At 65.3% G+C, this 24,708-nt stretch carries 24 protein-coding genes; 14 read left to right on the top strand and 10 right to left on the bottom strand.

Going from position 1 to position 24,708, the window contains the following annotated elements; translation table 11 throughout:
• Positions 1-97: 97 nt before the first annotated feature.
• The gene (locus J4P02_RS04745; protein WP_426188273.1) at positions 98-514 is read right to left on the bottom strand and encodes a hypothetical protein; all 417 of its coding nucleotides are present in this window, start codon (positions 512-514) and stop codon (positions 98-100) included.
• Positions 477-1,106 carry a nucleotidyltransferase domain-containing protein gene (locus J4P02_RS04740; RefSeq protein WP_426188271.1) on the bottom strand — a complete coding sequence of 210 codons (630 nt, stop codon included), beginning with the start codon at positions 1,104-1,106 and terminating at the stop codon, positions 477-479. The genes J4P02_RS04745 and J4P02_RS04740 overlap by 38 nt, the downstream gene beginning before the upstream one ends.
• 172 nt (positions 1,107-1,278) lie before the next feature.
• Here J4P02_RS04740 and J4P02_RS04735 point away from each other — a divergent pair, with 172 nt between their 5' ends.
• Positions 1,279-1,839: an NADAR family protein gene (locus J4P02_RS04735; RefSeq protein ID WP_426188269.1), complete on the top strand. Its 561-nt coding sequence runs from the start codon at positions 1,279-1,281 to the stop codon at positions 1,837-1,839.
• A 130-nt stretch (positions 1,840-1,969) separates the two neighbouring features.
• Here J4P02_RS04735 and J4P02_RS04730 read toward each other — a convergent pair whose 3' ends face one another.
• The 6 genes from J4P02_RS04730 to pilG all read right to left on the bottom strand — a co-directional run bounded on the left by J4P02_RS04730 (position 1,970) and on the right by pilG (position 11,915).
• A complete protein-coding gene (locus tag J4P02_RS04730; RefSeq protein WP_426188267.1) occupies positions 1,970-2,428 on the bottom strand; it encodes a chemotaxis protein CheW in 459 nt (152 codons plus the stop codon).
• On the bottom strand, positions 2,421-8,312 hold the full coding sequence (locus tag J4P02_RS04725) for an Hpt domain-containing protein (protein WP_426188265.1): 5,892 nt from the start codon (positions 8,310-8,312) through the stop codon (positions 2,421-2,423). The genes J4P02_RS04730 and J4P02_RS04725 overlap by 8 nt, the downstream gene beginning before the upstream one ends.
• 28 nt (positions 8,313-8,340) lie before the next feature.
• Positions 8,341-10,404, bottom strand: coding sequence for a methyl-accepting chemotaxis protein (locus J4P02_RS04720; protein ID WP_426188263.1), 2,064 nt, complete (start codon positions 10,402-10,404; stop codon positions 8,341-8,343).
• 133 nt (positions 10,405-10,537) lie between these two features.
• Positions 10,538-11,077, bottom strand: a complete 540-nt coding sequence (locus J4P02_RS04715) for a chemotaxis protein CheW (RefSeq protein ID WP_426188261.1) — start codon at positions 11,075-11,077, stop codon at positions 10,538-10,540.
• Between the two features lie 10 nt (positions 11,078-11,087).
• The gene (gene pilH / locus J4P02_RS04710; protein WP_011064000.1) at positions 11,088-11,453 is read right to left on the bottom strand and encodes a twitching motility response regulator PilH; all 366 of its coding nucleotides are present in this window, start codon (positions 11,451-11,453) and stop codon (positions 11,088-11,090) included.
• 57 nt (positions 11,454-11,510) lie between these two features.
• Entirely contained in the window at positions 11,511-11,915 is a 405-nt protein-coding gene (gene pilG, locus J4P02_RS04705) for a twitching motility response regulator PilG (RefSeq protein WP_426188258.1), read from the bottom strand.
• Positions 11,916-12,160: 245 nt separating this feature from the next.
• On the opposite strand from pilG, the gene gshB reads away from it, so the two are divergent.
• The 7 genes from gshB to J4P02_RS04670 all read left to right on the top strand — a co-directional run bounded on the left by gshB (position 12,161) and on the right by J4P02_RS04670 (position 18,304).
• Positions 12,161-13,132 (top strand): glutathione synthase, encoded by a 972-nt coding sequence (gshB, locus tag J4P02_RS04700; RefSeq protein ID WP_426188256.1) that lies wholly within the window; start codon positions 12,161-12,163, stop codon positions 13,130-13,132.
• Positions 13,133-13,260: 128 nt separating this feature from the next.
• Positions 13,261-14,160, top strand: coding sequence for a TonB family protein (locus tag J4P02_RS04695; RefSeq protein ID WP_426188254.1), 900 nt, complete (start codon positions 13,261-13,263; stop codon positions 14,158-14,160).
• A 224-nt stretch (positions 14,161-14,384) separates the two neighbouring features.
• A complete protein-coding gene (locus tag J4P02_RS04690; protein ID WP_426188252.1) occupies positions 14,385-14,954 on the top strand; it encodes a YqgE/AlgH family protein in 570 nt (189 codons plus the stop codon).
• A complete protein-coding gene (gene ruvX, locus J4P02_RS04685) occupies positions 14,954-15,391 on the top strand; it encodes a Holliday junction resolvase RuvX (protein WP_426188250.1) in 438 nt (145 codons plus the stop codon). The genes J4P02_RS04690 and ruvX overlap by 1 nt, the downstream gene beginning before the upstream one ends.
• A gap of 108 nt (positions 15,392-15,499) precedes the next feature.
• Positions 15,500-16,006, top strand: coding sequence for a bifunctional pyr operon transcriptional regulator/uracil phosphoribosyltransferase PyrR (gene pyrR / locus J4P02_RS04680; RefSeq protein ID WP_426188248.1), 507 nt, complete (start codon positions 15,500-15,502; stop codon positions 16,004-16,006).
• 25 nt (positions 16,007-16,031) lie between these two features.
• Positions 16,032-17,036: an aspartate carbamoyltransferase catalytic subunit gene (locus tag J4P02_RS04675; protein ID WP_426188246.1), complete on the top strand. Its 1,005-nt coding sequence runs from the start codon at positions 16,032-16,034 to the stop codon at positions 17,034-17,036.
• On the top strand, positions 17,033-18,304 hold the full coding sequence (locus J4P02_RS04670) for a dihydroorotase (RefSeq protein ID WP_426188244.1): 1,272 nt from the start codon (positions 17,033-17,035) through the stop codon (positions 18,302-18,304). Before J4P02_RS04675 ends, J4P02_RS04670 begins: the two co-directional genes overlap by 4 nt.
• A 59-nt stretch (positions 18,305-18,363) precedes the next feature.
• Here the strand turns inward: J4P02_RS04670 and J4P02_RS04665 are convergent, their stop codons facing one another.
• Positions 18,364-18,783, bottom strand: coding sequence for an NINE protein (locus tag J4P02_RS04665; protein WP_426188242.1), 420 nt, complete (start codon positions 18,781-18,783; stop codon positions 18,364-18,366).
• Positions 18,784-19,033: 250 nt separating this feature from the next.
• Here J4P02_RS04665 and J4P02_RS04660 point away from each other — a divergent pair, with 250 nt between their 5' ends.
• Positions 19,034-19,660 (top strand): C40 family peptidase, encoded by a 627-nt coding sequence (locus J4P02_RS04660; protein WP_426188240.1) that lies wholly within the window; start codon positions 19,034-19,036, stop codon positions 19,658-19,660.
• Between the two features lie 78 nt (positions 19,661-19,738).
• Here the strand turns inward: J4P02_RS04660 and J4P02_RS04655 are convergent, their stop codons facing one another.
• The gene (locus tag J4P02_RS04655; RefSeq protein ID WP_426188238.1) at positions 19,739-20,773 is read right to left on the bottom strand and encodes a type IV pilus twitching motility protein PilT; all 1,035 of its coding nucleotides are present in this window, start codon (positions 20,771-20,773) and stop codon (positions 19,739-19,741) included.
• A gap of 170 nt (positions 20,774-20,943) precedes the next feature.
• Here J4P02_RS04655 and J4P02_RS04650 point away from each other — a divergent pair, with 170 nt between their 5' ends.
• From J4P02_RS04650 to metX, 5 genes are all read left to right on the top strand, one after another.
• Positions 20,944-21,642, top strand: a complete 699-nt coding sequence (locus J4P02_RS04650; RefSeq protein WP_426188236.1) for a YggS family pyridoxal phosphate-dependent enzyme — start codon at positions 20,944-20,946, stop codon at positions 21,640-21,642.
• 34 nt (positions 21,643-21,676) lie between these two features.
• Positions 21,677-22,495 carry a pyrroline-5-carboxylate reductase gene (proC, locus tag J4P02_RS04645; RefSeq protein WP_426188234.1) on the top strand — a complete coding sequence of 273 codons (819 nt, stop codon included), beginning with the start codon at positions 21,677-21,679 and terminating at the stop codon, positions 22,493-22,495.
• A gap of 24 nt (positions 22,496-22,519) precedes the next feature.
• On the top strand, positions 22,520-23,107 hold the full coding sequence (locus J4P02_RS04640; protein ID WP_426188232.1) for a YggT family protein: 588 nt from the start codon (positions 22,520-22,522) through the stop codon (positions 23,105-23,107).
• Positions 23,107-23,400, top strand: a complete 294-nt coding sequence (locus tag J4P02_RS04635; protein ID WP_426188230.1) for a DUF167 domain-containing protein — start codon at positions 23,107-23,109, stop codon at positions 23,398-23,400. Before J4P02_RS04640 ends, J4P02_RS04635 begins: the two co-directional genes overlap by 1 nt.
• Before the next feature lie 161 nt (positions 23,401-23,561).
• Complete coding sequence (gene metX / locus J4P02_RS04630; protein WP_426188228.1) at positions 23,562-24,701, top strand: homoserine O-succinyltransferase MetX; 1,140 nt, start codon at positions 23,562-23,564, stop codon at positions 24,699-24,701.
• Positions 24,702-24,708: the final 7 nt, after the last annotated feature.

The raw sequence follows: 24,708 nt of genomic DNA, 5'->3' as shown, positions 1-24,708 counted from the left end.
CGGGTTCGCTGTCGTGGCGCTCACCATAGGAGTGAAACCCGGGGCCATCAATCAAGCCCGATGGCGGACAGTTACGCTGAGCGTAATGATCGAGCGGCTACAAGCGCGCCATGACCTGCTGCAGCAGGTGCTGGGTATTGGCCAGCAGCTCATCGAACAATGCTTCGTCTTCCTCCATGTAGCCTTCGTATTCCGCCAGGTTGCGGCGCTCGTGACACAGGGCGAACAGGCGCACTTGCAGCCGGCTCAAGCCGGCAGTCAATTCCAGGCACTGGAACACCAGGTAACGCTGCTGCGAGCGATACCCCCGCAGGCGCAAGGCGCAGAGCGCAAGCCCATGGGCCGCGTTGTGGGCAAGGTCGAAACGACTGGCGAACGACAGCCGGGGTATGCGGGCATCCGCCAGACGCGCGGTCGCCGAGCGCATCAGCCCTGCGCACTCCTGAGCATCATGGGGCTCGACCTTGAGGGCCCCGCTACGTAACAGGTTCTCCAGCCTCAGTTGTCCGTCCATCCGTGGACTCCAGGGGATCGCTCCCCATCAGGGTGAACTTCTCCTGCTGCCTGACCCGCTGCACAAAGCTGTTCCCGGCACCGTGCTTGGCGGACCACTCTTCGGGGGTGTACAGGGTCGGGTTGATGGGCCGGCCAAGCTGCTCTTCCAGAGGCAGTAGCCGTTCCATCAGGTCACTGTAGTGCAGCCCCCGACCAATCAACATCAGATCAATGTCACTGGATGCGTGGGCCTGCCCCCTGGCCACCGAGCCATAGACAAAGGCCCAGGCCAACTGCTCGGCAAATGGCAACAGCGCATCGCGCAGCGGCTCGGCGAGGCCCAGGGTCTTGCGCACTATGCTCAGCAGCTCGTGGTAGATCGGGCACTGCGGATTGACCTGATAGTGCGTCTGATTGCCCTGGCGGTTCATCAGCAAGATGCCCGCTCCTTGCATGCGCTCCAGTTCACGCAACAGGCTGCCCTTGCCCACCTGCGCCCAACGGGCAATTTCATTGGTGTAGAAACTCTGCTCCGGCTTGCCGAAAAGCAGCCCGAGGATCTTTTGCTGGGTGGCGGTGAAGAACACCTGGCTCAGGGCATGGCTGGGCATATTGATCTCGAAAGGTCCCAAAAAAGGAACGATAGGTCCCTTTTTTAGACTTATCAATGTCACCCGCCGAACCCGGACTTCTCACAACCATGGCAGCCCGCCCTGCTCCCGGTACACAATGCCCACCGGACCGGCCGCTCAATGGCCGGGGCATACACGCATGAGAGTCAGCATGGACACACCGATTCGCTCGAACCAGGCGCTGCTGGAGCAGATCAAGCGCGGCCTGAAGCCCGATTACCTGATGTTCTGGGGCCACCAGCCAACCCGCGACGGGCGTATTTCAGCCAGTTGCTTCAGCCAGTGGTTCGACACTGGCTTCGAGATCGATGGCATTCACTACCCCACCGCCGAGCACTACATGATGGCCGGCAAGGCCCTGCTGTTCGATGACCAGCAGACCCACGCACGGATCATCAAGGCCGTGGCGCCCGCCGACGTCAAGCAGCTGGGCCGCGAGGTGCGCGGCTTCGATGACGCGCGCTGGAGCGAGGAACGCATGGCTATCGTGGTGCGCGGCAACCTGGCCAAGTTCAGCCAGCATCAGGCCCTGGGCGAGTACCTGCTCTCGACCCGCGACCAGGTGCTGGTGGAAGCCAGCCCGGTGGATCGGATCTGGGGCATCGGCCTGGCCGCCGACGACGTCAAGGCCGAACAGCCGGAGAAATGGCGCGGCCTGAATCTGTTGGGCTACGCCCTGATGGAAGTGCGCGACAGGTTGCACAAGGCTTGATGGGCAATACCCAGGCGCTGTTGTAGGCGCCGGCTGGCCGGTGAAGAGGCCCGCAAGCCTTGCACCAGGCTCAGGGACGCTTTCGCTGGCAAGCCAGCTCCTACGTGTGCCGTGAGATCGGCGAGGGTTGCTAGAGAGCCAGGCCCGCGCCCACCAGCAACTCTTCCAGCGCCAGCAGGTCCGGCACCTTGGCCACCTGCTCGGCCACCTGCACCGCGGCTTGCTCCAGAGCGGCCAGGGGCACGTCGACATAGCTCAGTTGGCTGTCGAGCTTGCAGGAACGGGGAATGCCCTGCACCAGCAGGGCGATGAACTTCAGCTCCGGACGCCCGCCCAGGGCATTGAGCACGACGATCCGCGCCCGCTCGCCGATCACCGTCCGTTGCCCGCAGGCCGATTCGAAACTGATCAGCGCTATCTGCCGCTCGCGCCAACGCACCCGGCCCAGGTACCAGGGCGGTGAATCCAGGTCGAAGGCACCCTGCTGGTAATCGATCAGTTCCGCCACCGCCACATTGGGCAGGATCAGGGTCCGGTCGGCCAGGGGCAACAGCAGCCCGGTCAGGCTGCTTGCGCGGTGGTCAAGCATGGGTCTTGCTCCACAGGGCGATGCTTTCCAGCAGCACCGACTCTTGATAAGGCTTGCCAAGGTAGTCGTTGACGCCAATGGCCATGGCCCGGTCGCGGTGTTTCTGCCCGGTGCGGGAAGTGATCATGATGATCGGCAAGTGCTGCAGGCGCGGGTCGTTACGCACCTGGATCGCCACTTCGAAACCGTCCATGCGCGGCATCTCGATATCCAGCAGCATCAGGTCCGGGGTGTGCTCGGCCAGCAGCGCCATGGCATCGACCCCGTCCTTGGCGGTGAGCACGTTCATGCCGTGACGTTCCAGCAGGCGACTGGTGACCTTGCGTACGGTGACCGAGTCGTCCACCACCAGCACCAACAACGGCCGTGCCGGTTCAACCTCGCCCACCGGCTCGTCCCCGGCCCGTTGCGCCACCGGCACCAGGGCCTGCTGGGCGCGGATATGCGCCAACAGATCGAGAATCAGCACCACCCGGCCGTCGCCGAGGATGGTCGCCCCGGACAGCCCCTGCACCGCCGCGAACTGCGGCCCCAGGCTCTTGACCACGATTTCCCGGGTGCCCGCCGTGACGTCCACCTGCACCGCGATGCGCTGCTCGTTGCAGTGCACCAGCAGCACCGGCAAGGGCTGCACCTGGCCCAGCAGTTTCGGCCGCGGCACGGTGTGCAGCAGCTCGCCGAGGTAGCACAGCTGATAACACTGGCCGGCGTATTCATAGCGTGGCGGGTCGAGCTGGTAGTAGCCGTCCAGTTCCCCGGGCAGCACCCGGACTATGCCTTCCACGGTGTTCAGCGGAATCGCGTATTGCTCGTCGGCGCACTGCACCATCAACGCCCGGTTGACCGAAACGGTAAACGGCAGGCGAATGCGGAAGTGCACCCCACGCCCGGGCACCGAGTCGATGCTCATGCTGCCGCCCAGCTGGCGCACCTCTTCATGGACCACGTCCATGCCCACCCCGCGCCCGGAAATCTGGGTGATCTTCTCGGCGGTGGAGAACCCCGGCTGCATGATGAACTGCAGCACCTCGCGGTCGCTGAGCTGGGCTTGCGGGTCCAGCAGGCCGCGCTTGATGGCCTTGTTGCGCACGGCCTCCAGGGGCACCCCGGCGCCGTCGTCACGCATGTCGAAAATGATATCGCCACCCTCGCGGGACAGGTCCAGGCTGATCCGTCCCTGGGCCGGCTTGCCCGCCGCACGGCGTGCCTCGGCGGGTTCCAGGCCGTGGTCCACGGCATTGCGCAGCATGTGCTCCAGGGGCGCGACCATGCGTTCGAGCACGCTGCGGTCCATTTCCCCTTCGGCGTTGCCGACCACGAACTCCACGTCCTTGCCCAGCTCTTCGGCCACCTGGCGGACGATGCGCTTGAGCCTGGGCACCATGCGTTCGAACGGCACCATGCGGGTGCGCATCAGGCCTTCCTGCAATTCGGTGTTGATCCGCCCCTGCTGCTGCAACAGGTTCTCGGCGTCATGGTTGCGCCGGTCGAGGGTTTCCTTGAGATCCAGCAGGTCCGAGGCGGATTCGAACAAGGCCCGGGACAGCTGCTGCAGCTGGGAATGGCGGTCCATTTCCAGGGGGTCGAACTCTTCGTAGCCCAGGCGCTCGGCCTCCACCTGCTGGCGGCTGAGAATCCGCCCCTGGGTTTCGGTATCCAGCCGGCGCAGTTGGTCGCGCATGCGTTCGATGGTGGTTTCCATCTCGCCCAGGGCGGTTCGCGCATCGTTGACCTGCTGCTCGATACGGCCACGGAAGATCGAGGTCTCGCCGGCCAGATTCACCAGGTCGTCCAGCAGTTCCGCCGACACCTTGACCATGTCCGCGGCAACCGCAGCTTCCACCGCAGGTGCCGCCAGCTCGGGCTTGGCCGCTGGCACCGGCGCCTCGACGGCAGGCGTGGACGGCACCCGGGGATGGCTCAGGTCGTGGATGGCCTCGAGCAGTTTCTGCGCCGGCTCGATGGGTTGCCCGGCCCGCGCCGCGTCGAGCATCTGTGCCAGGCGGTCGTGGCTCTTCTGCAACAGAGTGAACAGCGCCGGGCTGGGTTGCAGCAGCCCGGCGGACAAGCCTTCGAAGAGAAACTCCAGCTCATGGGCCAGGTCGCCGATGGCGGCGATCTCCACCATCCGCGCACCACCCTTGAGGGTGTGCAGGTCGCGCAGCAGCGTCTCCACCTCCTGGCGCGCCTGGGGGTCGGCCTGCCAGCGGCCCAGGGCCGCGGCGGAGCTGTCGATGATGTCGAAACCTTCTTCGAGGAAAATCTCCAACAGCTCCGGGTCCTGGGCCGAGCTGTCTGGCGGCGGGGCATTTTCAGCGGCCTCCGTGGGGCTCGCGGCCTGCTGCCGATAGGCGCGAACGGCCTCGACCTGGGCCCGGGAATCGTCCAGTGGCCGTTGCCCCTGCAATTGCTCCAGCAGCAACGCCAGTTGTTCATGGCTGCTGCGCAACAGCAGGCCCAGGTGCTGGCTGTGGCTGTAGCGCCGGTCCACCAGGCCCTCGTACAACGATTCCAGCTCATGGGCCAGCTCGGCCACCGGCGCCACTTCGGCCATCCGCGCGCCGCCCTTGAGGGTGTGCATGTCCCGTTGCAGCGACGACAACGGCGCGATGCCTTCAGGGTCGGCCAGCCAGCGCTGCAGGGCCTGGTCGGCACTGTCGAGGATATCCACCGCTTCTTCGAGGAAGATCTCGACGATTTCATCGTCCGCCGCCAGTGGCGTTGGCGCCTGCTCCAGGCGCGCGGTAGCAGCTCCCAGCTCGCTGATGCTCAGGGTGCGACTGCCATCGCTCTTGATCAGCCCCGTGGCGGAAGGGTCCAGCGCGTCGTCGAGCAGTTCGCGCAGGGCCTGCAGCCGATCCGCACGCGGGCTGACTTCCTGGCCGGCGGCCAGTTCATCGAGCATGTTGAGCAAGGCTTCATGGGCGCTTTCGGCTTCATCGAAGAAACGCTCGCTGACCGCCAGGCTGCTCTCCTCCACCGCGCCATAGAGGTCGAGCAGGGCTTCGCACAGTTCATCCACCGGGTGCAGGTCGGCCAGGTGCGCGCCTTCGCCCAGGGTGGTCAGCTCGTCCAGCAGCGCACTGAGTTCCTGGCGTTCGCCGGGATGCTGCTGCCAGCGCCGCAGCAGGCTTTCGGCGTCCAGCAGAATGTCCATGCCCTGGGCCAGGAAGTTGTTGATCAGTTGCGGATCGCGCTTGGCCCGAGGCGCGCTGTCGGCGGCGTCGAGCAGGCTTTGCAGGCGTTCACCAAGCAGGGCCAGGGCGCGTCCGGCCAGGCCCCGGGCACCGTCGATCGGCGCCAGCGGGGCGCTGTCGAGCTGGCGCAGGCCTCGGCGCAGCAGGCCTTCGGCTTCCAGCAGCAGCTCCACTTCATCCAGGTCCAGGGGAATCTGGTGCGCGCGGTATTCCCGGGCCAGCTGGTCGAAGGGGCCAGCCAGTTCGGCGATCGGCAGCACCCCGGCCATGGAGGCGCTGCCCTTGAGGGTATGCAGCGCCCGTTGCAGTTCATCGCTGGCCTGCAGCGGCACCTGCTCGGCGGCCTGATCGAGAAAACGGTTGATGCTGTCCAGGTGGGTCTGGGCTTCGGCGCGGAAGATCTCCAGCAACTGCGGGTCCAGGGCCGCCTCTTGCGGTGCCGCGCCGACGACTTCCTCGGTGCCCTTGGCCAGGGCGTGGGCGCGGGCCGCCAGGCGATCGACATCGTCGCGCTGGCGCTGGGCCTGGGCGGCGAACTCGGCAATCAGCTCCGGCAACAGCGCCAGGGTGTCGGCCACCAGTTGGCGGACTTCGGCACTGGGAGCAACGCTGTGCTCCAGCACCCGGTTGAGCAGGTTTTCCACGGCCCAGGCCAACTCCCCCAACACCAGGGCGCGAACCATACGCCCACTGCCCTTGAGGGTGTGGAAGGCCCGGCGCAGCTCGCTCAGGGCCGACTTGCCCTGGGGCTCGGCGGTCCAGCGCGGCAGGTACTCGCGGAGCATGTCCAGCACTTCCTCGGTTTCCTCGAGGAACACCTCGCGCAGCTCGTCGTCCACCGGGGCCTCGTCCAGCGGCGGTGGCAGCAGGCTGTCCGGGGTGATCAGGGCCGGCGGGTTGAGGGCCGACAGCGGCAGCGCCAGCACTTGCGCCAGGGATTGCGAGTCCTCGACGGGCGGCTCGGGCGCGAGCGATAGCTGCGGGGCAGGTGCCGGCGATACCGGCTCCTGGGCGACATAACCCAGGTCGGCAAGCCCCTGCTGGGCCATGTCGAGGATCTTCTCTCCCGGTGCCAGGGGGTCTTCGCTGAGGCGTTCCAGGTAGTACTCCAGGCTGCTGAGCACATCCGCCAGGCTGTCCATCTGCCGCCAACCCGGCCGCGGCAGAGGTGCCAGCAGGCGTTCGCCGATGAACTGGTTGCAGGCTTGCAGCAGGCTCGCCGCCCGGGGCAGCGGGATCATCGCCAGGGCCCCGCGAACCTGGGTCAGCAGCTCCGGCAATGCGACCAGTTGCTCGCGCTCCCAGCCGGCCTCGATGTATTCGCTGATCAGGTCCTTGGCCTGTTGCAGGCAGACTCGCGCCTCCTGGATCACCAACTGGTGGATCTGGGTCAGGTCGGTGGTGGGCAGGCGGCTGTCCTCGCGGCTTTCCGGCTCGGCGGTGCCGACCATCCCGGACAGGGTCGCCTCCACATACAGCAGCGCCCCGGCCACATCCATCAGCACTGCATCGTCCGGCGCACGCTGGCCCTGGGCCAGGCTCTGGACCACCGCCAGCTGGTCGATGATCACCTTGCGCGGCTGGCCGAAACCCAGCACCGCCAGGGTGTCGGCGATCTGTCGCAGGGGCGAGAGCAGGCTGTCCAGGTCGCCGGTGTGCTGGCGATCGCTGCGCACGAACAGGTCCAGGCGCTCCTTGACCCGTACCAGGCCATCGCACAGCGCCGCCAGCACCGAGCGCATGGCATCGCGGTCGGGGCCGGCCAGGCGTGCCCGCTCTTCATCGACCACCGCGCTGTCGGGCAAGGCGTCATCCAGTCCGTATCGTTCTTTCATGGTCAGCATCAATGGGGTGGGATGGCGCGCCTTGGCGATGTAGAACAGCAGGCTCTTGAGCAATTCGTCGGGCGCTGGCTGGTTGATGCCCGGCATGCCCTGTTCCAGCAGGCGCTTGAGCTCCTTGTCGGCGTCCTTGAGCAGGCTGCGCACCGCCGGGCTGTTGGCGATGACGTCCTGGCGCATGCCTTCCACCAGGGCCGAGGCGATATGCCACAAGGGCGCCAGCGGCGCGTCCTGGCACAGCGCTTCCAGGCGCTCGAAGACCTTGGCCATATGGCCCAGGCTGGTGCTGTCGTCCTGCTCGCGCAGCAGGTCCACCAGGGCGCTCTGCAACATGTGCCGCAGCTTGCGCATCTGAGTCGGGAATTCCAGGGGTTCGAGGGCTGCCAGGGCCTTGTCGGACAGCGCCGGCAGGCGCGGCAGTTGCGGGCTGAACAGGCTGGTTTCCGACAGCAGGCTTTCGCCCCGGGCACTGCGCAGGTCGTTGAGCAGCGGCAGCACCACCAGCGGCAGGTCGCGGCGGGCGCTCTGCACCCGGTCCAGGTACTGGGGCAATTGGCCGATGGCCTGGCGCAGCAGGCGCAGGGCTTCGTCGCGCTGGGCCACGCGCTGTTGTTGCAGGGCCAGGGCGAGTTTTTCCATTTCTTCGGCCAGCAGCGCCGCGCCGTAGAACTCGACCATCTGCAGGCTGCCGTGCACCAGGTGGATGCCTTCCAGGCACTGGTCGATGGCGTCCAGGGCCTGGGGATCGTCCGCCAGATGCTCCAGCGCCTGGTAGGCCTGCCTCAGGGTTTCGGCAATTTCGCCCTTGACCCATTCCAGGGCCACATAGTCATGCCGGTCAACCATAGCCACTCCAGTCAAAACCTTCTGCGCGTCAGCGGTTGTCATTCGGGGCCGGGCCCCGGGTGGCCGGCAGGGTGAAGCCGGACACCGAGCGGCGTAGCTGGCTGGCCATCTTCGCCAGGTTGCCAATGCTCTCGGCGGTCGCGGTGGAGCCGGAGGAGGTCTGCGAGGTGATCTGCTGGATCACGTTCATGGTCAGGGAAATCTGCCCGGCCGAGGACGTCTGCTGCTGGGCCGCATTGGAAATGCTCTGGATCAGCGCCGCCAGGGTCTTGGACACGCCTTCGATTTCCTCCAGGGCCACCCCGGCATCCTGGGCCAGGCGCGCGCCACGCACCACTTCGGTGGTGGTCTGCTCCATGGAGATCACCGCCTCGTTGGTGTCGGTCTGGATCGCCCGCACCAGGGTCTCGATCTGCCGCGTGGCCGCCGAGGAGCGCTCGGCCAGACGCTGCACCTCGTCGGCCACCACGGCGAAACCGCGCCCGGCATCACCGGCCATGGAAGCCTGGATCGCCGCGTTAAGGGCGAGGATATTGGTCTGATCGGCAATGTCGTCGATCAGGCTGACGATGTCGCCGATTTCCTGGGAAGACTCGCCCAGGCGCTTGATGCGCTTGGCGGTGTCCTGGATCTGCTCGCGAATGTTGTCCATGCCGTGGATGGTGTTGTGCACCACCTCGTTGCCCTTGTTGGCGATTTCCACCGAACGCTCGGCCACTGCCGAGGATTCCGCGGCGTTGGCCGACACCTGGTCGATGGACTGGGCCATTTCATTGATCGCCGTGGAGGCTTCGGAAATCTGCTGGGCCTGATGCTCCGAGGCTTCCGCCAGTTGCATGGCCGTGGCCTGGGTTTCCTGCACCGCGCCGGCCACCTGGCCCGCCGTGAGGTTGATGGTGGCCACCAGGTCGCGCAACTGGTCGACGGAATAGTTGATGGAGTCGGCGATGGTGCCGGTGAAGTCCTCGGTCACCGAGGCGGTGACCGTGAGGTCGCCGTCGGCCAGGTCTTCGATTTCATCCAGCAGGCGCATGATCGCGTTCTGGTTGCGCTCGTTCTTTTCCGCGGTCTCGCGCAGCTGGCGGTTGGTCTCGCGCACCATCACCAGGCCGATGAGGATGATCGAGGCCAGGGCCAAGAGGCCCAGGACATAACCGCCGATGGTGTCCAGCTTGCGGCTGCCGGCCAGGTTCTCGAAGCCGATGGCCAGGCGCGAGGCCTCGTCCAGCAGGGTCTGCGACAGGCTGAAGATATTGCTCGCCGACTCGCGAACCTGGAACAGCTCGGGGGAGGTTTCGAGGATTTCGTCCACGGAACCGGAAACGAACTCGAACAGCTCGGAGATTTCACCCAGGCGGGCGCGGGCGTCCGGGTCCTCGACCTGGCTGATCTTCAACCCCGGGTTGCCCTGCAGCATGCCGTTGAGCACCTGGCCAAAGCGCGCGGCATCGCGGCCAAAGGCATCGGCGGCCTGCACGGCGTTCTCGTCGCCGGCCAGCACCGTGTTGACCGCACCGAGAATCCGCTCGGCCAGCAGCGACTGGCGCTGGGCCATGGCCACCTGGCCGGCCGGAGCACCACGCTGCAACAGGATCTCCACCACCTTCTCGTATTCCACCTGCAACTGCGGCACGGTTTCGGCCAGGGTCGCGGCCACCTGATGCAGCGACAGCACCGTCTGTTCGCTGGCCAGGATGGCGTCGGTGTTCTTCAGCAGTTTTTCCCAATCCAGCTGCACCGCGCGCATTTCCTCGCGCAGCACCACCGGCGCACCCGGCAGGCCGGTGCCTGGGTCGCCCTTCTTCAGGTAACCCCAGCGCTGGGCGAAATCGTTGCGCGCATCGCCGAGCAGCTTGAACGCCGCGGCCTTGCCCGCCGCCGCCTCGGTGGCGTTCTTGGCAATGCGCTGGGACAGCACCCGCAGCTCGCCGGCATGGCCGATGTACTGCTTGTCGTAGGTGGCCTGGGTGTTGAGGTAAGCGAAGTTGGCGAACAGCAGCATGATGAACACGATCAATGCGATGAACAGCACGATGATCTGCGAACGACTGCGGGAGCCTTCCAGGGGCTTGCCGGTTTTGGCTTTGGTCATCGATCAGGCCTGTGGCGGGCGTTGAATCCCGCGTTCAGGTGCCCGGAGCGCGGGCAGCGCCGGGGCAGCATGGGTTGATCCGGGAAAACACAGGTTTCCCTTGATAGGAGGCATGGACGGCGGCGGCAACCGCTCACGCCGCCACCTCCAGGAACCCCGGCGAACGGGCCAGGGCGAAGGGACTGAAGACCTGCCACAGCTGATCACCGCGAAACTGCCCCTGCAGGTAGGGATTGATCGCCGGGTCGGCGCAATCGGTCGGGCCGGGCTCCAGGCTGTCCTGGGAAAAGTGCTGCAGGCCCGCCACCTCGTCCACCAGCAGGCCGGCGAACAGCTCCTTGTATTCCACCACCAGCACCCGCCGCTGCTTGCGCAGGGGCGACAGCTCGCGGCCGAAGAAGGCGCACAGGTCCATGATCGGCAACAGCCGCCCGCGCAGGTTGGCCACGCCCTTGACCCAGGGCCTGACCCCGGGCAGCAGGGTGTAGCGCGGCTCGTGCAGCACTTCGCTGATCTCGCCCATGGCGGCCACGTACCAGTGCTCGCCCAGGCGGAAGCCGATGCCGCTCCAGCCGTGCTGGCGGGTTTCCTGGGACGGCAGGTCGGCGGCCAGCAGGCGGCAGCGCTGATCGATGTCCAGCAGCAGTTCGAAGGCGGTCCGGGACTCACTCATGGCGCGGCGGTCAGCCGGCCAGGACGTTGTTCAGGGTCTTGATCAGGGTTTCTTCGTCCACCGGCTTGGTGAGGTAGTCCTTGGCGCCCTGGCGGGTGCCCCAGACCTTGTCGGTTTCCTGATCCTTGGTGGTGATGATGATCACCGGGATATGGCTGGTCTCGGCGTCCTTGGTCAGTTGGCGGGTGGCCTGGAAGCCGTTGAGGCCGGGCATGACGATGTCCATCAGTACCGCGTCGGGCTTTTCTTCCCGGGCCAGGGCCACGCCGTCGGCGCCATTTTCCGCCTTGAGCACTTCATGGCCGTGCTTTTCCAGCATGCCGGTGAGTTTGTACATTTCGGTCGGCGAGTCATCGACGATCAGGATACGAGCCATGGTCTTCCCCATACGGTATAAGCGCGCGGCCTGCTGGCCGGGCGCCGCTGTGCGTGTCTACTGTGGCGCCAGCGCGACAAAGTCCGGGACATGGGCCTTGATCGCGCTCAGCAGTTCTTCCTTGCTGAAGGGCTTGGTCAAAAACTGGTCGGAACCGACGATGCGCCCCTTGGCCTTGTCGAACAGTCCGTCCTTGGACGACAGCATGATCACTGGAATGGACTTGAACGCGCTGTGGTTCTTCACCAGCGCGCAGGTCTGATAGCCATCGAGCCGCGGCATCATGATGTCGACGAAAATGATTCCGGGATGATGGTCGACGATCTTCGACAGGGCCTCGAAACCGTCGACGGCGGTGATGACTTCGCAACCGACGCTCTTGAGCAGCATCTCGGCGGTGCGCCGGATGGTCTTCGAGTCGTCGATCACCATCACCTTCAAGGCGTTGGAATGCTGTTCCATATCTGCTCTGCCATCGCCCCAGCGAATGATTTGCCCCGATAGCGCCGGACAACCCCTAGAACCCTTGAACTTCAAGGCCTGGGCCGGCATGCGAGCCTTTTTAGCACACTCTCGCCCCTGCAATCTATGGACCACGCCAGGCAGTGGTTTTTCCTTGACCCAGGCCCCTGTCAGCGCCACTCTGACGCCACTTTTTTTCGCCTTGCACGGCCTTGCGCCGACTACTTATCTGAAGGAATCCACCCATGAGCGTTCGCCTCGGGATTGTCATGGACCCCATCGCCAGCATCTCCTACAAGAAGGACAGCTCGCTGGCCATGCTGCTGGCCGCCCAGGAGCGCGGCTGGTCCCTCTTCTATATGGAGCAGCGCGACCTGTATCAGGGCGCCGGCGTGGCCCGGGCGCGCATGCGTCCGCTGCAGGTGTTCGCCAACCCGGAAAAATGGTTCGAGCTGGAAGCCGAGGTCGACTGCCCCCTGAGCGACCTGGACGTGATCCTGATGCGCAAGGACCCGCCCTTCGACATGGAGTTCGTCTACTCCACCTACCTGCTGGAACAGGCCGAGAGCGCCGGGGTGCTGGTGGTCAACAAGCCCCAGAGCCTGCGCGACTGCAATGAAAAGCTGTTCGCCACGCTGTTTCCCCAGTGCACCCCGCCGACGGTGGTCAGCCGCCGCGCCGACGTGCTGCGCGAGTTCGCCGCCGAACATGGCGACGTGATCCTCAAGCCCCTGGACGGCATGGGCGGCACCTCGATCTTCCGCCACCGCGCCGGCGATCCGAACCTCTCGGTGATCCTGGAAACCCTGACCGCCCTGGGCAGCCAGCAGATCATGGCCCAGGCCTACCTGCCGGCGATCAAGGACGGCGACAAGCGCATCCTGATGATCGACGGCGAGCCAGTGCCCTATTGCCTGGCGCGCATCCCCGCGGCCGGCGAAACCCGTGGCAACCTGGCCGCCGGAGGGCGTGGCGAAGCCCGGCCCCTGAGCGACAAGGACCGCTGGATTGCCGCCCAGGTCGGCCCGACCCTGCGGGCCAAGGGCCTGCTGTTCGTCGGCCTCGACGTGATCGGCGAGCACCTGACGGAAATCAACGTCACCAGCCCCACCTGCATCCGCGAGATCGACAACGCCTTCGGCACCCGCATCGGCGTACTGCTGATGGATGCCATCGAGAGCAAGCTGCAAGCCGCCAGCAACAAGCCGCAAGCTTGACGCACGTCACTTGCAGCTTGTCGCTTGCAACTTTGCACTCGAGGCTTGAAACCAACATTGGGTTATCATGCGCCGCCCGTGAAACCTGATGTTGGTTGTGTGATGCCTGCCGTGATGTCGAACCGCCAATGAGCCTTCCGTCCGATCTGCCCCCAGAGCTTGCCCATAGCGGCGTGCGTGCGGCCGATCGCCTGGGTTTTACCCTGTTCCTGGCGGCGCTGCTGCACCTGGCGCTGATCCTCGGCCTGAGCTTTTCCTTCGCCGAACCGCAACAGATCAGCAAGACCCTGGAAATCACCCTGGCCACCTTCAAGAGCGAGACCAAGCCGAAGAAGGCCGATTTCCTCGCCCAGGAGCACCAGGAAGGCAGCGGCACCCTGGACAAGAAGGCGATTCCCAAGACCACCGAAGTGGCGCCGTTCCAGGACAACAGGGTGAAGAAGGTGGTGCCGCCGCCCTCGGTCAAGCCAGAGGTCAAGGAAGCCGCACCCAAGGCCGCCGTGGCCACTACCGCGCCCAAGCCGAAGAAGACCGTGACCCAGCGCGAAGAGGTCAAGAAAGACCCGACACCCAAGGCCGACACCCCGAGTTTCGACAGCTCGCAGCTGTCCAGTGAGATCTCCAGCCTGGAGGCCGAGCTGGCCAACGAACAGCAGCTGTACGCCAAGCGCCCGCGCATCCACCGCCTGAGCGCCGCTTCCACCATGCGCGACAAGGGTGCCTGGTATAAGGACGAATGGCGCAAGAAGGTCGAGCGCATCGGCAACCTCAACTACCCCGAGGAAGCCCGGCGCAAGCAGATCTACGGCAACTTGCGGCTGATGGTCTCGATCAACCGCGACGGCTCCCTGTATGAGGTGCTGGTGCTGGAATCGTCCGGCCAGCCGCTGCTGGACCAGGCGGCCCAGCGCATCGTGCGCCTGGCCGCGCCGTTTGCGCCCTTTACCGGTGACTTGTCGGATATCGACCGCCTGGAAATCATTCGCACCTGGCGCTTTGCCCGGGGCGACAAGCTGTCCAGCAACTGACCCCAGGGCCTGAACGCCCCCTTCACGCCACACCCCCCCCCGGCGAAGAGGCCCACCAGACCGGCGCACGTCTCCAGCCCCCATTCGCTGGCAAGCCAGCTCCTACGCTCCAGACGCCTCTGTAGGAGCCAGCTTGCTGGCGAATGGGCCCGCCACCCAGGCAAGCCAGTTCCCGCGCAGGGTGGCGCTTGTCAGCCGGGCCCGCCACCGCCACACTAGCGCTCATGAAAAATGTCAGCCCCAGCTACCTCAAGCATCACTTCCTGATCGCCATGCCGCATATGGCCGACCCGAACTTTGCCCAGACCTTGACCTACCTGGTGGAGCACAACGCCCATGGCGCCATGGGCCTGGTGATCAACCGGCCGCAGGACCTCAGCCTGGCCGATATCCTCGAGCAATTGCGCCCCGATGAAGAGGCGCCGCTGCTGTGCCAGCATGTGCCGATCTTCAGCGGTGGCCCGGTGCAGACCGATCGCGGCTTCGTCCTGCACCCCACCGGCCCGGTCTACCAGGCCACGGTGGAGCTTGAAGGGCTGTCGCTGTCCACTTCACAGGATGTGCTGTTCGCCATCGCCGATGGCGTGGGCCCGGCCAAGAGCCTGATCGCCCTGGGCTACGCTGGCTGGGAAGCCGGGCAGTTGGAAGCCGAGCTGGCGGACAACGCCTGGCTGACCTGCCCCTTCGACGCCGACATTCTGTTCAACACCAGCAGCGAATTGCGCCTGGAAGCCGCGGCCAAGCACCTGGGGGTCAACCTCAGCCTGCTCACCAGCCAGGCGGGCCACGCCTGATGGCCTTGCGACTGATCCTCGGCTTTGACTACGGCACCAAGCAGATCGGCGTTGCCGTGGGCCAGGCCATCACCGGCCAGGCTCGCGAGCTGTGCACCCTGAAAGCACAGAATGGCGTGCCCGACTGGAACCAGGTCGAGGCCCTGTTCAAGGAATGGCAACCCGACGCCGTGGTGGTGGGCCTGCCGCTGAACATGGACGGCAGCCCCAGCGAAATGTGCGCCCGTGCGGAAAAATTCGCCCGGCGCCTGAACGGCCGTTTCAATGTGCCCTTCTATACCCACGATGAACGCCTGACCACCTTCGAGGCCAAGGGCGAACGCCTGGCCCGCGGTGGGCAAAAAGGCAGTTACCGCGACAACCCGGTAGACGCCATCGCCGCCGCCCTGCTGCTGCAAGGCTGGCTGGATGAAAACCCCACACTGCTGAACCACTGAAAGACCCGAATCCTGAAGGTGCATGGCCCCGGGGCCGTGCGCCTCCTGGCCCAACACCCGCGCGCCCCTCTGCCCGCCAGGGCGGCGCGAGTCCACGAAGGAGCCACCATGAGTCTGCCCAATCCCGCCGCCCTGATCAGCCAGATGGCCGCTGATCTCAATGCCCACCTGACCCGGCGCACCATCAGCGAGCCGCGCTTCATCGGTATCCGCACCGGTGGCGTCTGGGTGGCCCAGGCCCTGCTGGAAGCCCTGGGCAGCGACGCGCCCCTGGGCACCCTGGACGTGTCTTTCTACCGCGACGACTTCAGCCAGAATGGCCTGCACCCGCAAGTGCGCCCTTCGGAGCTGCCGTTCGAGATCGAAGGCCAGCACCTGGTGCTGATCGACGACGTGCTGATGAGCGGCCGGACCATCCGCGCCGCCCTCAACGAGCTGTTCGACTATGGCCGCCCGGCCAGCGTGACCCTGGTCTGCCTGCTGGACCTGAACGCCGCCGAATTGCCGATCCGGCCGAATGTGGTGGGTGCGACTCTGTCGCTGGCCGCCCACGAGCGGGTAAAATTGTCCGGTCCTGCGCCGCTTCAACTCGAGCTCCAAGACCTCGCCCTCTAACTCGCCCTTTTAAGAGTCCATTGCGATGACGCCTCTAGACGCCAAGCGCCCGCTGCAGCTCAACGATCAGGGCCAGCTGCGCCACTTCCTGTCCCTCGACGGCCTTGACCGCGAGCTGCTGACGGAAATCCTCGACACCGCCGACTCCTTCCTCGAAGTGGGCGCCCGGGCGGTGAAGAAAGTCCCGCTGCTGCGGGGCAAGACCGTGTGCAACGTGTTCTTCGAGAACTCCACCCGCACCCGTACCACCTTCGAACTGGCGGCCCAGCGCCTGTCGGCGGACGTGATCACCCTGAATGTCTCGACCTCCTCGGCGAGCAAGGGTGAAACCCTGCTGGACACCCTGCGCAACCTCGAAGCCATGGCCGCCGACATGTTCGTGGTACGCCACGGCGACTCCGGTGCCGCGCATTTCATTGCCGAGCACGTGTGCCCGCAGGTGGCGATCATCAACGGCGGCGACGGCCGTCACGCCCACCCGACCCAGGGCATGCTCGACATGCTGACCATCCGCCGGCACAAGGGCGGTTTCGAGAACCTCTCGGTGGCCATAGTCGGCGACATCCTGCACTCGCGGGTGGCGCGCTCGAACATGCTGGCACTGAAGACCCTGGGCTGCCCGGACATCCGCGTGATCGCGCCGAAAACCCTGCTGCCGATCGGTATCGAGCAGTACGGGGTCAAGGTCTACACCGACATGACCGAAGGCCTGAAGGATGTCGACGTGGTGATCATGCTGCGCCTGCAGCGCGAGCGCATGCAGGGCGGCCTGCTGCCCAGTGAAGGCGAGTTCTACCGCCTGTTCGGCCTGACCACCGCGCGCCTGGCCGGGGCCAAGCCCGACGCCATTGTCATGCACCCGGGCCCGATCAACCGCGGCGTGGAGATCGAATCGGCGGTGGCCGACGGTCCGCATTCGGTGATCCTCAATCAGGTGACCTACGGCATTGCAGTGCGCATGGCCGTACTGTCCATGGCCATGAGCGGGCAGACCGCCCAGCGACAATTCGAGCAGGAGAACGCCCTTTGAAACTCAGCATTCTCGGCGCCCGCGTCATCGACCCGAGCAGCGGCCTGGATCAAACCACCGACCTGCACCTGGAGGCCGGCAAGATCGTTGCCATTGGCGCCGCCCCGGCCGGCTACAACGCCGTGACCCAGATCGACGCCAAGGGCCTGGTGGCCGCGCCCGGCCTGGTGGACCTGAGCGTCGCCCTGCGCGAGCCGGGCTACAGCCGCAAGGGCAGCATCGCCAGCGAAACCCGCGCCGCCGCCGCCGGTGGCGTCACCAGCCTGTGCTGCCCGCCACGCACCAAGCCGGTGCTGGACACCTCGGCCGTGGCCGAGCTGATCCTCGACCGCGCCCGCGAAGCCGGCAACAGCAAGGTGTTCCCCATCGGCGCCCTGAGCAAGGGCCTGGAAGGTGAGCAACTGGCCGAGCTGATCGCGCTGCGTGACGCCGGTTGCGTGGCCTTCGGCAATGGCCTGGAAGGTTTTCGCAGCACCCGCACCCTGTGCCGCGCCCTGGAATACGCCGCCACCTTCGACCTGACGGTGATCTTCCACTCCCAGGACCGCGACCTGGCCGAAGGCGGCCTGGCCCACGAAGGCGCCACGGCGAGCTTCCTCGGCCTGCCGGGGATTCCGGAAAGCGCGGAAACCGTGGCCCTGGCCCGGGACCTGCTGCTGGTGGAGCAAAGCGGCGTGCGTGCGCACTTCAGCCAGCTGACCAGCGCCCGCGGTGTGGAACTGATCGCCCAGGCCCAGGCCCGCGGCCTGCCGGTGACCGCCGATGTAGCGTTGTATCAGCTGATTCTCACCGACGAGGCGCTGATCGACTTCTCCAGCCTGTACCACGTGCAGCCGCCGCTGCGCTCGCGGGCCGACCGCGATGCGCTGCGCGAGGCGTTGAAGTCCGGGGTGGTGCAAGCCATTTCCAGCCATCACCAGCCCCATGAGCGGGATGCCAAGCTGGCGCCATTCGGTGCTACCGAGCCGGGCATCAGCAGCGTCGAGCTGTTGCTGCCCCTGGCCCTGACCCTGGTGCAGGACGGCCTGCTGGACCTGCCAACCCTGCTGGCACGCCTGAGCGCCGGCCCGGCCACGGCCTTGCGCCTGCCAGCGGGCCAGTTGGCAGTGGGCGGCGCGGCAGACCTGGTGCTGTTCGACCCGGCCAGCTCCACCGTGGCCGGCGAACGCTGGCTGTCCAAGGGCGAGAACTGCCCGTTCCTCGGCCATAGCCTGCCGGGCGCGGTGCGCTACACCCTGGTGGACGGGCATATCAGCTACCAGGGCTGAGGTCCGCAGCGCCTGTGCTTGCCAGCGAGCCGGCTCCTACGTGGGGCCGGCTCTATGGGTCAGCGACGCTTGGCGTTTTCCAGCGAGACCTGATCGTTCAGGGTCCAGAAGTCGTACAGCACCCCCAGGAAGAACAGGCCACCGGTGAACAGGTAGAGCACCCCGCTCAGCCATTTGCCCTGGTACATGCGGTGTACGCCGAACACCCCGAGGAAGGTCAGGAGTATCCAGGCCACGCTGTATTCCAGGGGACCAGAGGTGAAACGCAGGTCCGCCTCGCGATCCATCGACGGGATCAGGAACAGGTCGATCAGCCAGCCGATACCCAGCAGGCCAAAGGTGAAGAACCACAGCGTTCCAGTCACCGGCTTGCCGTAATAGAAGCGGTGGGCGCCGGTAAAACCGAAAATCCACAACAGATAACCGATCACCTTGCTATGGGTGTCGTGGGTCGATGCATCCTGACGATAGCCGTTCATTCAGTGCCTCTTTGCAGGTGATAGATAAATATTCTTGAAAACTTTGTGACTTTTTTACGAGCTTCAAGCATGTGGCCAGTGCTACCGTCTCTCCCGTGAAACCCTTGTACTGCCTGACTTCTGACGATTTTCTGCGTCAAGTTGCCACCTCTTTGCCGAAGTTGACCCCAAGGTTGAATCGACAAACGGCCTCGGAACTGACCTGAAAGCTGTTATAAAGTTGCGCGCTAACCCATATGAGCCTTGCCTAATGCGTCCATTTTTCAAGACATGGCTAACCATTTGCCTATTAATGCCACTGGCCGCCCACGCCACCAACCGTGAGCAACGACTTCCCAATGTTAATGGCTACACCCCGAAACCTCATGTTTCTACGGTCAGCGCCAAGAACAAGCTTGCCACCCGGCACTCTACCCATCTGGTCAAGGCCGACAACAGCAAACTGGTGCCGCAGATGGCTGCCAAGCAGAGCAGCAACGTGCTCAGCCGCGCCGTCAACGCCCTGGGCACGCCCTATCGCTGGGGCGGTAGCAGCCCGAGCAAGGGTTTCGATTGCAGCGGCCTGGTGAAATACGCCTTCAATGACGTTGCCGCCGTCGATCTGCCACGCACCTCCAATGCCATGGCTGCCGGCCACGGGCAGAAGGTCGAGCGCAAGGATCTCAAGCCCGGCGACTTGCTGTTCTTCAATATCAAGAGCCGCAAGGTCAACCACGTCGCCATCTACCTGGGCAACGACCGCTTTATCCACGCCCCGCGACGCGGCAAGTCGGTGACTATCGATACCCTGAAGAAACCCTATTGGGACAACCATTACGTGGTGGCCAAGCGGGTCCTGCCCAAAGAGCAGAACAAACTGCGCGTCGTGCAGCGCTGATCCCCCGATTCGCCGGCCTGCCGGCTCCTGCAACAACCTGTAGGAGCCGGCTGGCCGGCGAATGCATTTTCTGCCCGATCAAAAACTCTCCGGCAGGCGCGCCTGCTCCCGCGCCCGTTCAGGGCTGATCAGCCCCTGCCCGAGCAATGCCTTGAGGCTCATGTCCAGGGTGCACATGCCCTGGGCCCCGCCGGTCTGGATCGCCGAATAGATCTGCGCCACCCGGCCCTCGCGAATCAGGTTGCGAATCGCCGCACTGCCCAGCAGCACTTCATGCGCCGCGACCCGGCCGCCACCGACTTTCGGCAACAGCACCTGGGCAATCACCGCCTGCAGCGATTCGGCCAGCATCGAGCGCACCAGGGCCTTCTCCTCTCCCGGAAATACATCCACCAGCCGGTCGATGGCCTTGGCCGCCGATGCAGCGTGCAGGGTGGCGAACACCAGGTGCCCGGTTTCCGCAGCGGTGAGGGCCAGGCGGATGCTTTCCAGGTCCCGCAGCTCGCCCAGCAGGATCACGTCCGGGTCTTCCCGCAGGGCCGCGCGCAGGGCCGTGGCGAAACTCTGGGTATCGCGCTGCACCTCACGCTGGTGAATCAGGCAGTTGTGCTGCGGATGAATGAACTCTATGGGGTCCTCGATGGTGAGGATATGTTGCTGCCGGTGCCGGTTCAGGTGGTCGATCAGCGCCGCCAGGGTGGTGGACTTGCCGCTGCCGGTGGGGCCGGTGACCAGCACCAGCCCACGGGGCATTTCGGCAATCTGCTGAAACACTTGCCCCAGGCCCAACTCGGCCAGGCTTAGCATGCGGGACGGGATCAGCCGCAGCACCGCCCCAGTGCCTCGGGAATGCACAAAGGCGTTGACCCGGAACCTGGCCACACCCGGCAGTTCATAGGCGAAATCCAGGTCCTGCTGGCTGGCGAACGCCTGCCGCTGTGGCTCGCTCATCAGCCCGTGAATCAGGCCCAGCACCTGCTGCGGCTCCAGCGGCGGTGCCGGCAGCGGGCGAATCTCGCCATCGATACGCAGCAGCGGCGCCAGCCCGGCCGACAGATGCAGGTCGCTGGCGCCCCGGGAAACGCTCAAGCGCAGGAGTTCGTCGATATCCATAGAGCCCCCCAATTCCAGTAGAATGCCGCGAGCTTCAGACCCGCCAGCCCCATAAAGGCGATACCTGCCACGGCCCTTGAGCGCTGCTCGGGCCGGTGGCGGTTGAGGGTCTGGTGGATTCACGCGGCAGCCGGCAGCCAAGGCCGCCGGTACTTTTGAGATGAAATCGAATGTCCACGATAGCAGACAACATCGCCCAGCTCGCCGAGCGCATCCGCAGCGCCTGCCAGGCCGTACAGCGTGATCCGGCCAGCGTCCGGCTACTGGCCGTGAGCAAGACCAAGCCCGCCGCCGACCTGCGCCAGGCGCATGCCGCCGGCTTGGTGGATTTCGGCGAGAACTACCTGCAGGAAGCCCTGGGCAAACAACAGGAACTGGCCGACCTGCCCTTGAGTTGGCACTTCATCGGCCCCATTCAGTCGAACAAGACTCGTGCCATCGCCGAGCACTTTGCCTGGGTGCACTCCGTGGATCGCTTGAAAATCGCCCAACGCCTGTCCGAGCAACGCCCTGCCGAGCTGCCGCCGCTGAACATCTGCATCCAGGTGAATGTCAGCGGCGAGGCCAGCAAGTCCGGCTGCACTCCGGCCGACCTGCCAGCCCTGGCCAGCGCCATCAGCGCCCTGCCACGCCTGCGCCTGCGAGGTTTGATGGCGATTCCCGAGCCCACCGAGGAGCGTGCGGAGCAGGAGGCGGCCTTCGCCGCGGTGCAAGCCTTGAGCAACGACCTGCAGGGCAGCCTCAAGCTGCCCCTGGATACCCTTTCCATGGGCATGAGCCACGACCTCGAAGCGGCCATCGCCCAAGGCGCCACCTGGGTGCGGATCGGCACCGCGCTGTTTGGCGCCCGCGACTACAGTCAGTCCTGATGCGACTGACACCGACCTCTTATAAGGACCTGTCATGAACACCACACGTATCGCTTTTATCGGTGCCGGCAACATGGCGGCCAGCCTCATCGGCGGCCTGCGGGCCAAGGGCCTGGAGGCTTCGCAGATCCGCGCCAGCGACCCCGGCGCCGAGACCCGGGCCAAGGTGGCTGCCGAACATGGCATCCAGGTATTTGCCGATAACGCCGAGGCCATCGACGGCGTCGAAGTGATAGTGCTGGCGGTCAAGCCCCAGGCCATGAAGGCCGTGTGCGAGGCCCTGCGCCCGAGCCTGCAGGCCCATCAGCTGGTGGTGTCGATCGCCGCCGGCATCACCTGCGCCAGCATGGCCAACTGGCTCGGCGAGCAGCCCATTGTGCGCTGCATGCCCAACACCCCGGCACTGCTGCGCCAGGGTGTCAGCGGCCTGTACGCCACCGCCCGGGTGAGCGCCGAGCAACGCCAGCAAGCCGAAGAACTGCTGTCCGCCGTGGGCATCGCCCTGTGGCTGGAGCAGGAGCAGCAGCTGGATGCGGTAACCGCCGTCTCCGGCAGCGGCCCGGCGTACTTCTTCCTGCTGATCGAAGCCATGACCGCCGCCGGCGAGAAGCTCGGCCTGCCTCGGGAAACCGCCGCCCAGCTGACCCTGCAGACTGCCTTGGGCGCAGCCCAGATGGCGGTTGCCAGCGATGTCGACGCCGCCGAACTGCGCCGCCGCGTGACCTCGCCGGCCGGCACCACGGAAGCTGCGATCAAATCGTTCCAGGCCAACGGCTTCGAAGCCCTGGTGGAACAAGCATTGGCTGCCGCCGCGCAGCGCTCGGCTGAAATGGCCGAACAACTCGGTCGTTAACTCGCCCTTACCAAGGAACCCATAATGTTCGGACTCAACGACGCTGCCATTTTCGTGATTCAGACCCTGGGCAGCCTGTATCTGCTGGTGGTCCTGCTGCGCTTCATCCTGCAAGTGGTACGGGCCAACTTCTACAACCCGATCTGCCAGTTCATCGTGCGCGCCACCCAGCCCCTGCTCAAACCCATGCGCCGGGTGATTCCCAGCGTGTTCGGCCTGGACCTGTCGTCGCTGGTACTGGCGCTGATCGTGCAGATGCTGCTGTTCGCCATCATCCTCACCCTCAGCTACATCCCCTTCAACGTCCTCGGGTTGCTGCTCTGGGCACCGATCGGCATTTTCGCCCTGCTGCTCAAGGTATGGTTCTTCGCCATGATCATCAGCGTGATCCTGTCCTGGGTCGCCCCCGGCAGCCAGAGCCCGGGCGCCGAGCTGGCCTACCAGATCAGCGAGCCCTTCCTGGCGCCGTTCCGCCGCATAGTGCCGAACCTGGGCGGCCTGGATATCTCGCCGATCCTGGCCTTTATCGTGATCCAGCTGCTGCAGCAGTGGCTGATTCCACGCATGGCCTTCTACACCTTCATGCCCCGTGAGCTGTTCGGGCTGATCTGATGAGCTATTACCGCTGGGACGGTGACGATCTGCTGCTCGATTGCCACCTGCAACCCAAGGCCAGCAGCGATGAGTTCGCTGGCCTGCACGGCGACCGCTTGAAGATCCGCCTTACCGCGCCGCCGGTGGAAGGCAAGGCCAATGCCCACCTGATGGCGTTCCTGGCCAAGGCCTTCGGCATTCCCAAGAGCCATGTCAGCCTGGTCAGTGGCGAGTTGAATCGGCAGAAGCGGGTGCGCCTGCAAGCACCGAAGAAGCTGCCGGAACTGCCCGGGCTGACACGCCCGGCCTGATTCGCCGGCAAGCCGGCTCCTACACCCCGCTTCGCCTGTAGGAGCTGGCTTGCCAGCGAACCGCCCCGCCCTTTGCCCAAGGCAATACAGCCCCGGGCTTTGCTTGCCGCTGGGGGCAGCGGTCTTTAGACTTACGCCTCATTTAAATGAGAGCAGGGTCGATGCCAACTGCCTTCCCCCCAGATTCCGTTGGGCTGGTCACACCGCAAATAGCGCACTTCAGCGACCCTCTGGCCCTGGCCTGCGGGCGCGCGCTGCCGGCCTACGACCTGATCTATGAAACCTATGGCCAGCTCAATGCCAGCGCCAGCAATGCGGTGCTGATCTGCCATGCGCTGTCCGGCCATCATCACGCTGCCGGCTATCACAGCCCCGACGACCGCAAGCCCGGTTGGTGGGACAGCTGCATCGGCCCCGGCAAGCCAATCGACACCAACAAGTTCTTCGTGGTCAGCCTCAACAACCTCGGCGGTTGCAACGGTTCCACCGGCCCCAGCAGCCTCAACCCGGACACCGGCAAGCCGTTCGGCGCCGATTTCCCGGTGCTCACCGTGGAAGACTGGGTGCACAGCCAGGCACGCCTGGCCGATCGCCTGGGCATCAAGCAGTGGGCCGCGGTGATCGGCGGCAGCCTGGGCGGCATGCAGGCCCTGCAATGGACCATCACCTACCCGGACCGGGTGCGCCATTGCCTGGCCATCGCCTCGGCGCCCAAGCTGTCGGCGCAGAACATCGCCTTCAACGAAGTGGCACGCCAGGCGATCCTCACCGACCCGGAATTCCACGGCGGCTCGTTCCAGGAACAGGGGGTGATCCCCAAGCGCGGGCTGATGCTGGCGCGGATGGTGGGGCATATCACCTACCTGTCCGACGACTCCATGGGCGAGAAATTCGGCCGTGGCCTGAAGAACGAGAAACTCAACTACGACTTCCACAACGTCGAGTTCCAGGTGGAAAGCTACCTGCGCTATCAGGGCGAGGAGTTTTCCGGGCGTTTCGACGCCAACACCTACCTGCTGATGACCAAGGCCCTGGACTACTTCGACCCGGCGGCGCACTGCAACGACGACCTGGCCAAGACCTTTGCCAACGCCACTGCCAAGTTCTGCGTGATGTCCTTCACCACCGACTGGCGCTTCTCACCGGCCCGTTCCCGGGAACTGGTGGACGCACTGATGGCCGCCCGCAAGGACGTCTGCTACCTGGAGATCGATGCGCCACAGGGGCACGACGCCTTCCTGATCCCGATCCCGCGCTACTTGCAGGCCTTCAGCCACTATATGAACCGCATTACCTTGTGAGGACACG

The organism is Pseudomonas sp. NFXW11 (assembly GCF_049887815.1).
Taxonomy (GTDB): domain Bacteria; phylum Pseudomonadota; class Gammaproteobacteria; order Pseudomonadales; family Pseudomonadaceae; genus Aquipseudomonas.
This window is presented reverse-complemented; position numbering and strand designations above follow the sequence as displayed.

Bases quoted from the DNA above. Each gene is read 5' to 3' on its own strand.
- J4P02_RS04690 (WP_426188252.1), top strand. From the start codon at position 14,385: ATGAAAAATGTCAGCCCCAGCTACCTCAAGCATCACTTCCTGATCGCC.
- J4P02_RS04735 (WP_426188269.1), top strand. From the start codon at position 1,279: ATGGACACACCGATTCGCTCGAACCAGGCGCTGCTGGAGCAGATCAAG.
- J4P02_RS04655 (WP_426188238.1), bottom strand. From the start codon at position 20,773: ATGGATATCGACGAACTCCTGCGCTTGAGCGTTTCCCGGGGCGCCAGC.
- J4P02_RS04725 (WP_426188265.1), bottom strand. From the start codon at position 8,312: ATGGTTGACCGGCATGACTATGTGGCCCTGGAATGGGTCAAGGGCGAA.
- J4P02_RS04675 (WP_426188246.1), top strand. From the start codon at position 16,032: ATGACGCCTCTAGACGCCAAGCGCCCGCTGCAGCTCAACGATCAGGGC.
- gshB (WP_426188256.1), top strand. From the start codon at position 12,161: ATGAGCGTTCGCCTCGGGATTGTCATGGACCCCATCGCCAGCATCTCC.
- J4P02_RS04740 (WP_426188271.1), bottom strand. From the start codon at position 1,106: ATGCCCAGCCATGCCCTGAGCCAGGTGTTCTTCACCGCCACCCAGCAA.
- J4P02_RS04730 (WP_426188267.1), bottom strand. From the start codon at position 2,428: ATGCTTGACCACCGCGCAAGCAGCCTGACCGGGCTGCTGTTGCCCCTG.
- ruvX (WP_426188250.1), top strand. From the start codon at position 14,954: ATGGCCTTGCGACTGATCCTCGGCTTTGACTACGGCACCAAGCAGATC.
- J4P02_RS04695 (WP_426188254.1), top strand. From the start codon at position 13,261: ATGAGCCTTCCGTCCGATCTGCCCCCAGAGCTTGCCCATAGCGGCGTG.
- J4P02_RS04665 (WP_426188242.1), bottom strand. From the start codon at position 18,783: ATGAACGGCTATCGTCAGGATGCATCGACCCACGACACCCATAGCAAG.
- pyrR (WP_426188248.1), top strand. From the start codon at position 15,500: ATGAGTCTGCCCAATCCCGCCGCCCTGATCAGCCAGATGGCCGCTGAT.
- J4P02_RS04650 (WP_426188236.1), top strand. From the start codon at position 20,944: ATGTCCACGATAGCAGACAACATCGCCCAGCTCGCCGAGCGCATCCGC.
- J4P02_RS04640 (WP_426188232.1), top strand. From the start codon at position 22,520: ATGTTCGGACTCAACGACGCTGCCATTTTCGTGATTCAGACCCTGGGC.
- J4P02_RS04635 (WP_426188230.1), top strand. From the start codon at position 23,107: ATGAGCTATTACCGCTGGGACGGTGACGATCTGCTGCTCGATTGCCAC.
- metX (WP_426188228.1), top strand. From the start codon at position 23,562: ATGCCAACTGCCTTCCCCCCAGATTCCGTTGGGCTGGTCACACCGCAA.
- J4P02_RS04715 (WP_426188261.1), bottom strand. From the start codon at position 11,077: ATGAGTGAGTCCCGGACCGCCTTCGAACTGCTGCTGGACATCGATCAG.
- pilH (WP_011064000.1), bottom strand. From the start codon at position 11,453: ATGGCTCGTATCCTGATCGTCGATGACTCGCCGACCGAAATGTACAAA.
- pilG (WP_426188258.1), bottom strand. From the start codon at position 11,915: ATGGAACAGCATTCCAACGCCTTGAAGGTGATGGTGATCGACGACTCG.
- J4P02_RS04745 (WP_426188273.1), bottom strand. From the start codon at position 514: ATGGACGGACAACTGAGGCTGGAGAACCTGTTACGTAGCGGGGCCCTC.
- proC (WP_426188234.1), top strand. From the start codon at position 21,677: ATGAACACCACACGTATCGCTTTTATCGGTGCCGGCAACATGGCGGCC.
- J4P02_RS04660 (WP_426188240.1), top strand. From the start codon at position 19,034: ATGCGTCCATTTTTCAAGACATGGCTAACCATTTGCCTATTAATGCCA.
- J4P02_RS04720 (WP_426188263.1), bottom strand. From the start codon at position 10,404: ATGACCAAAGCCAAAACCGGCAAGCCCCTGGAAGGCTCCCGCAGTCGT.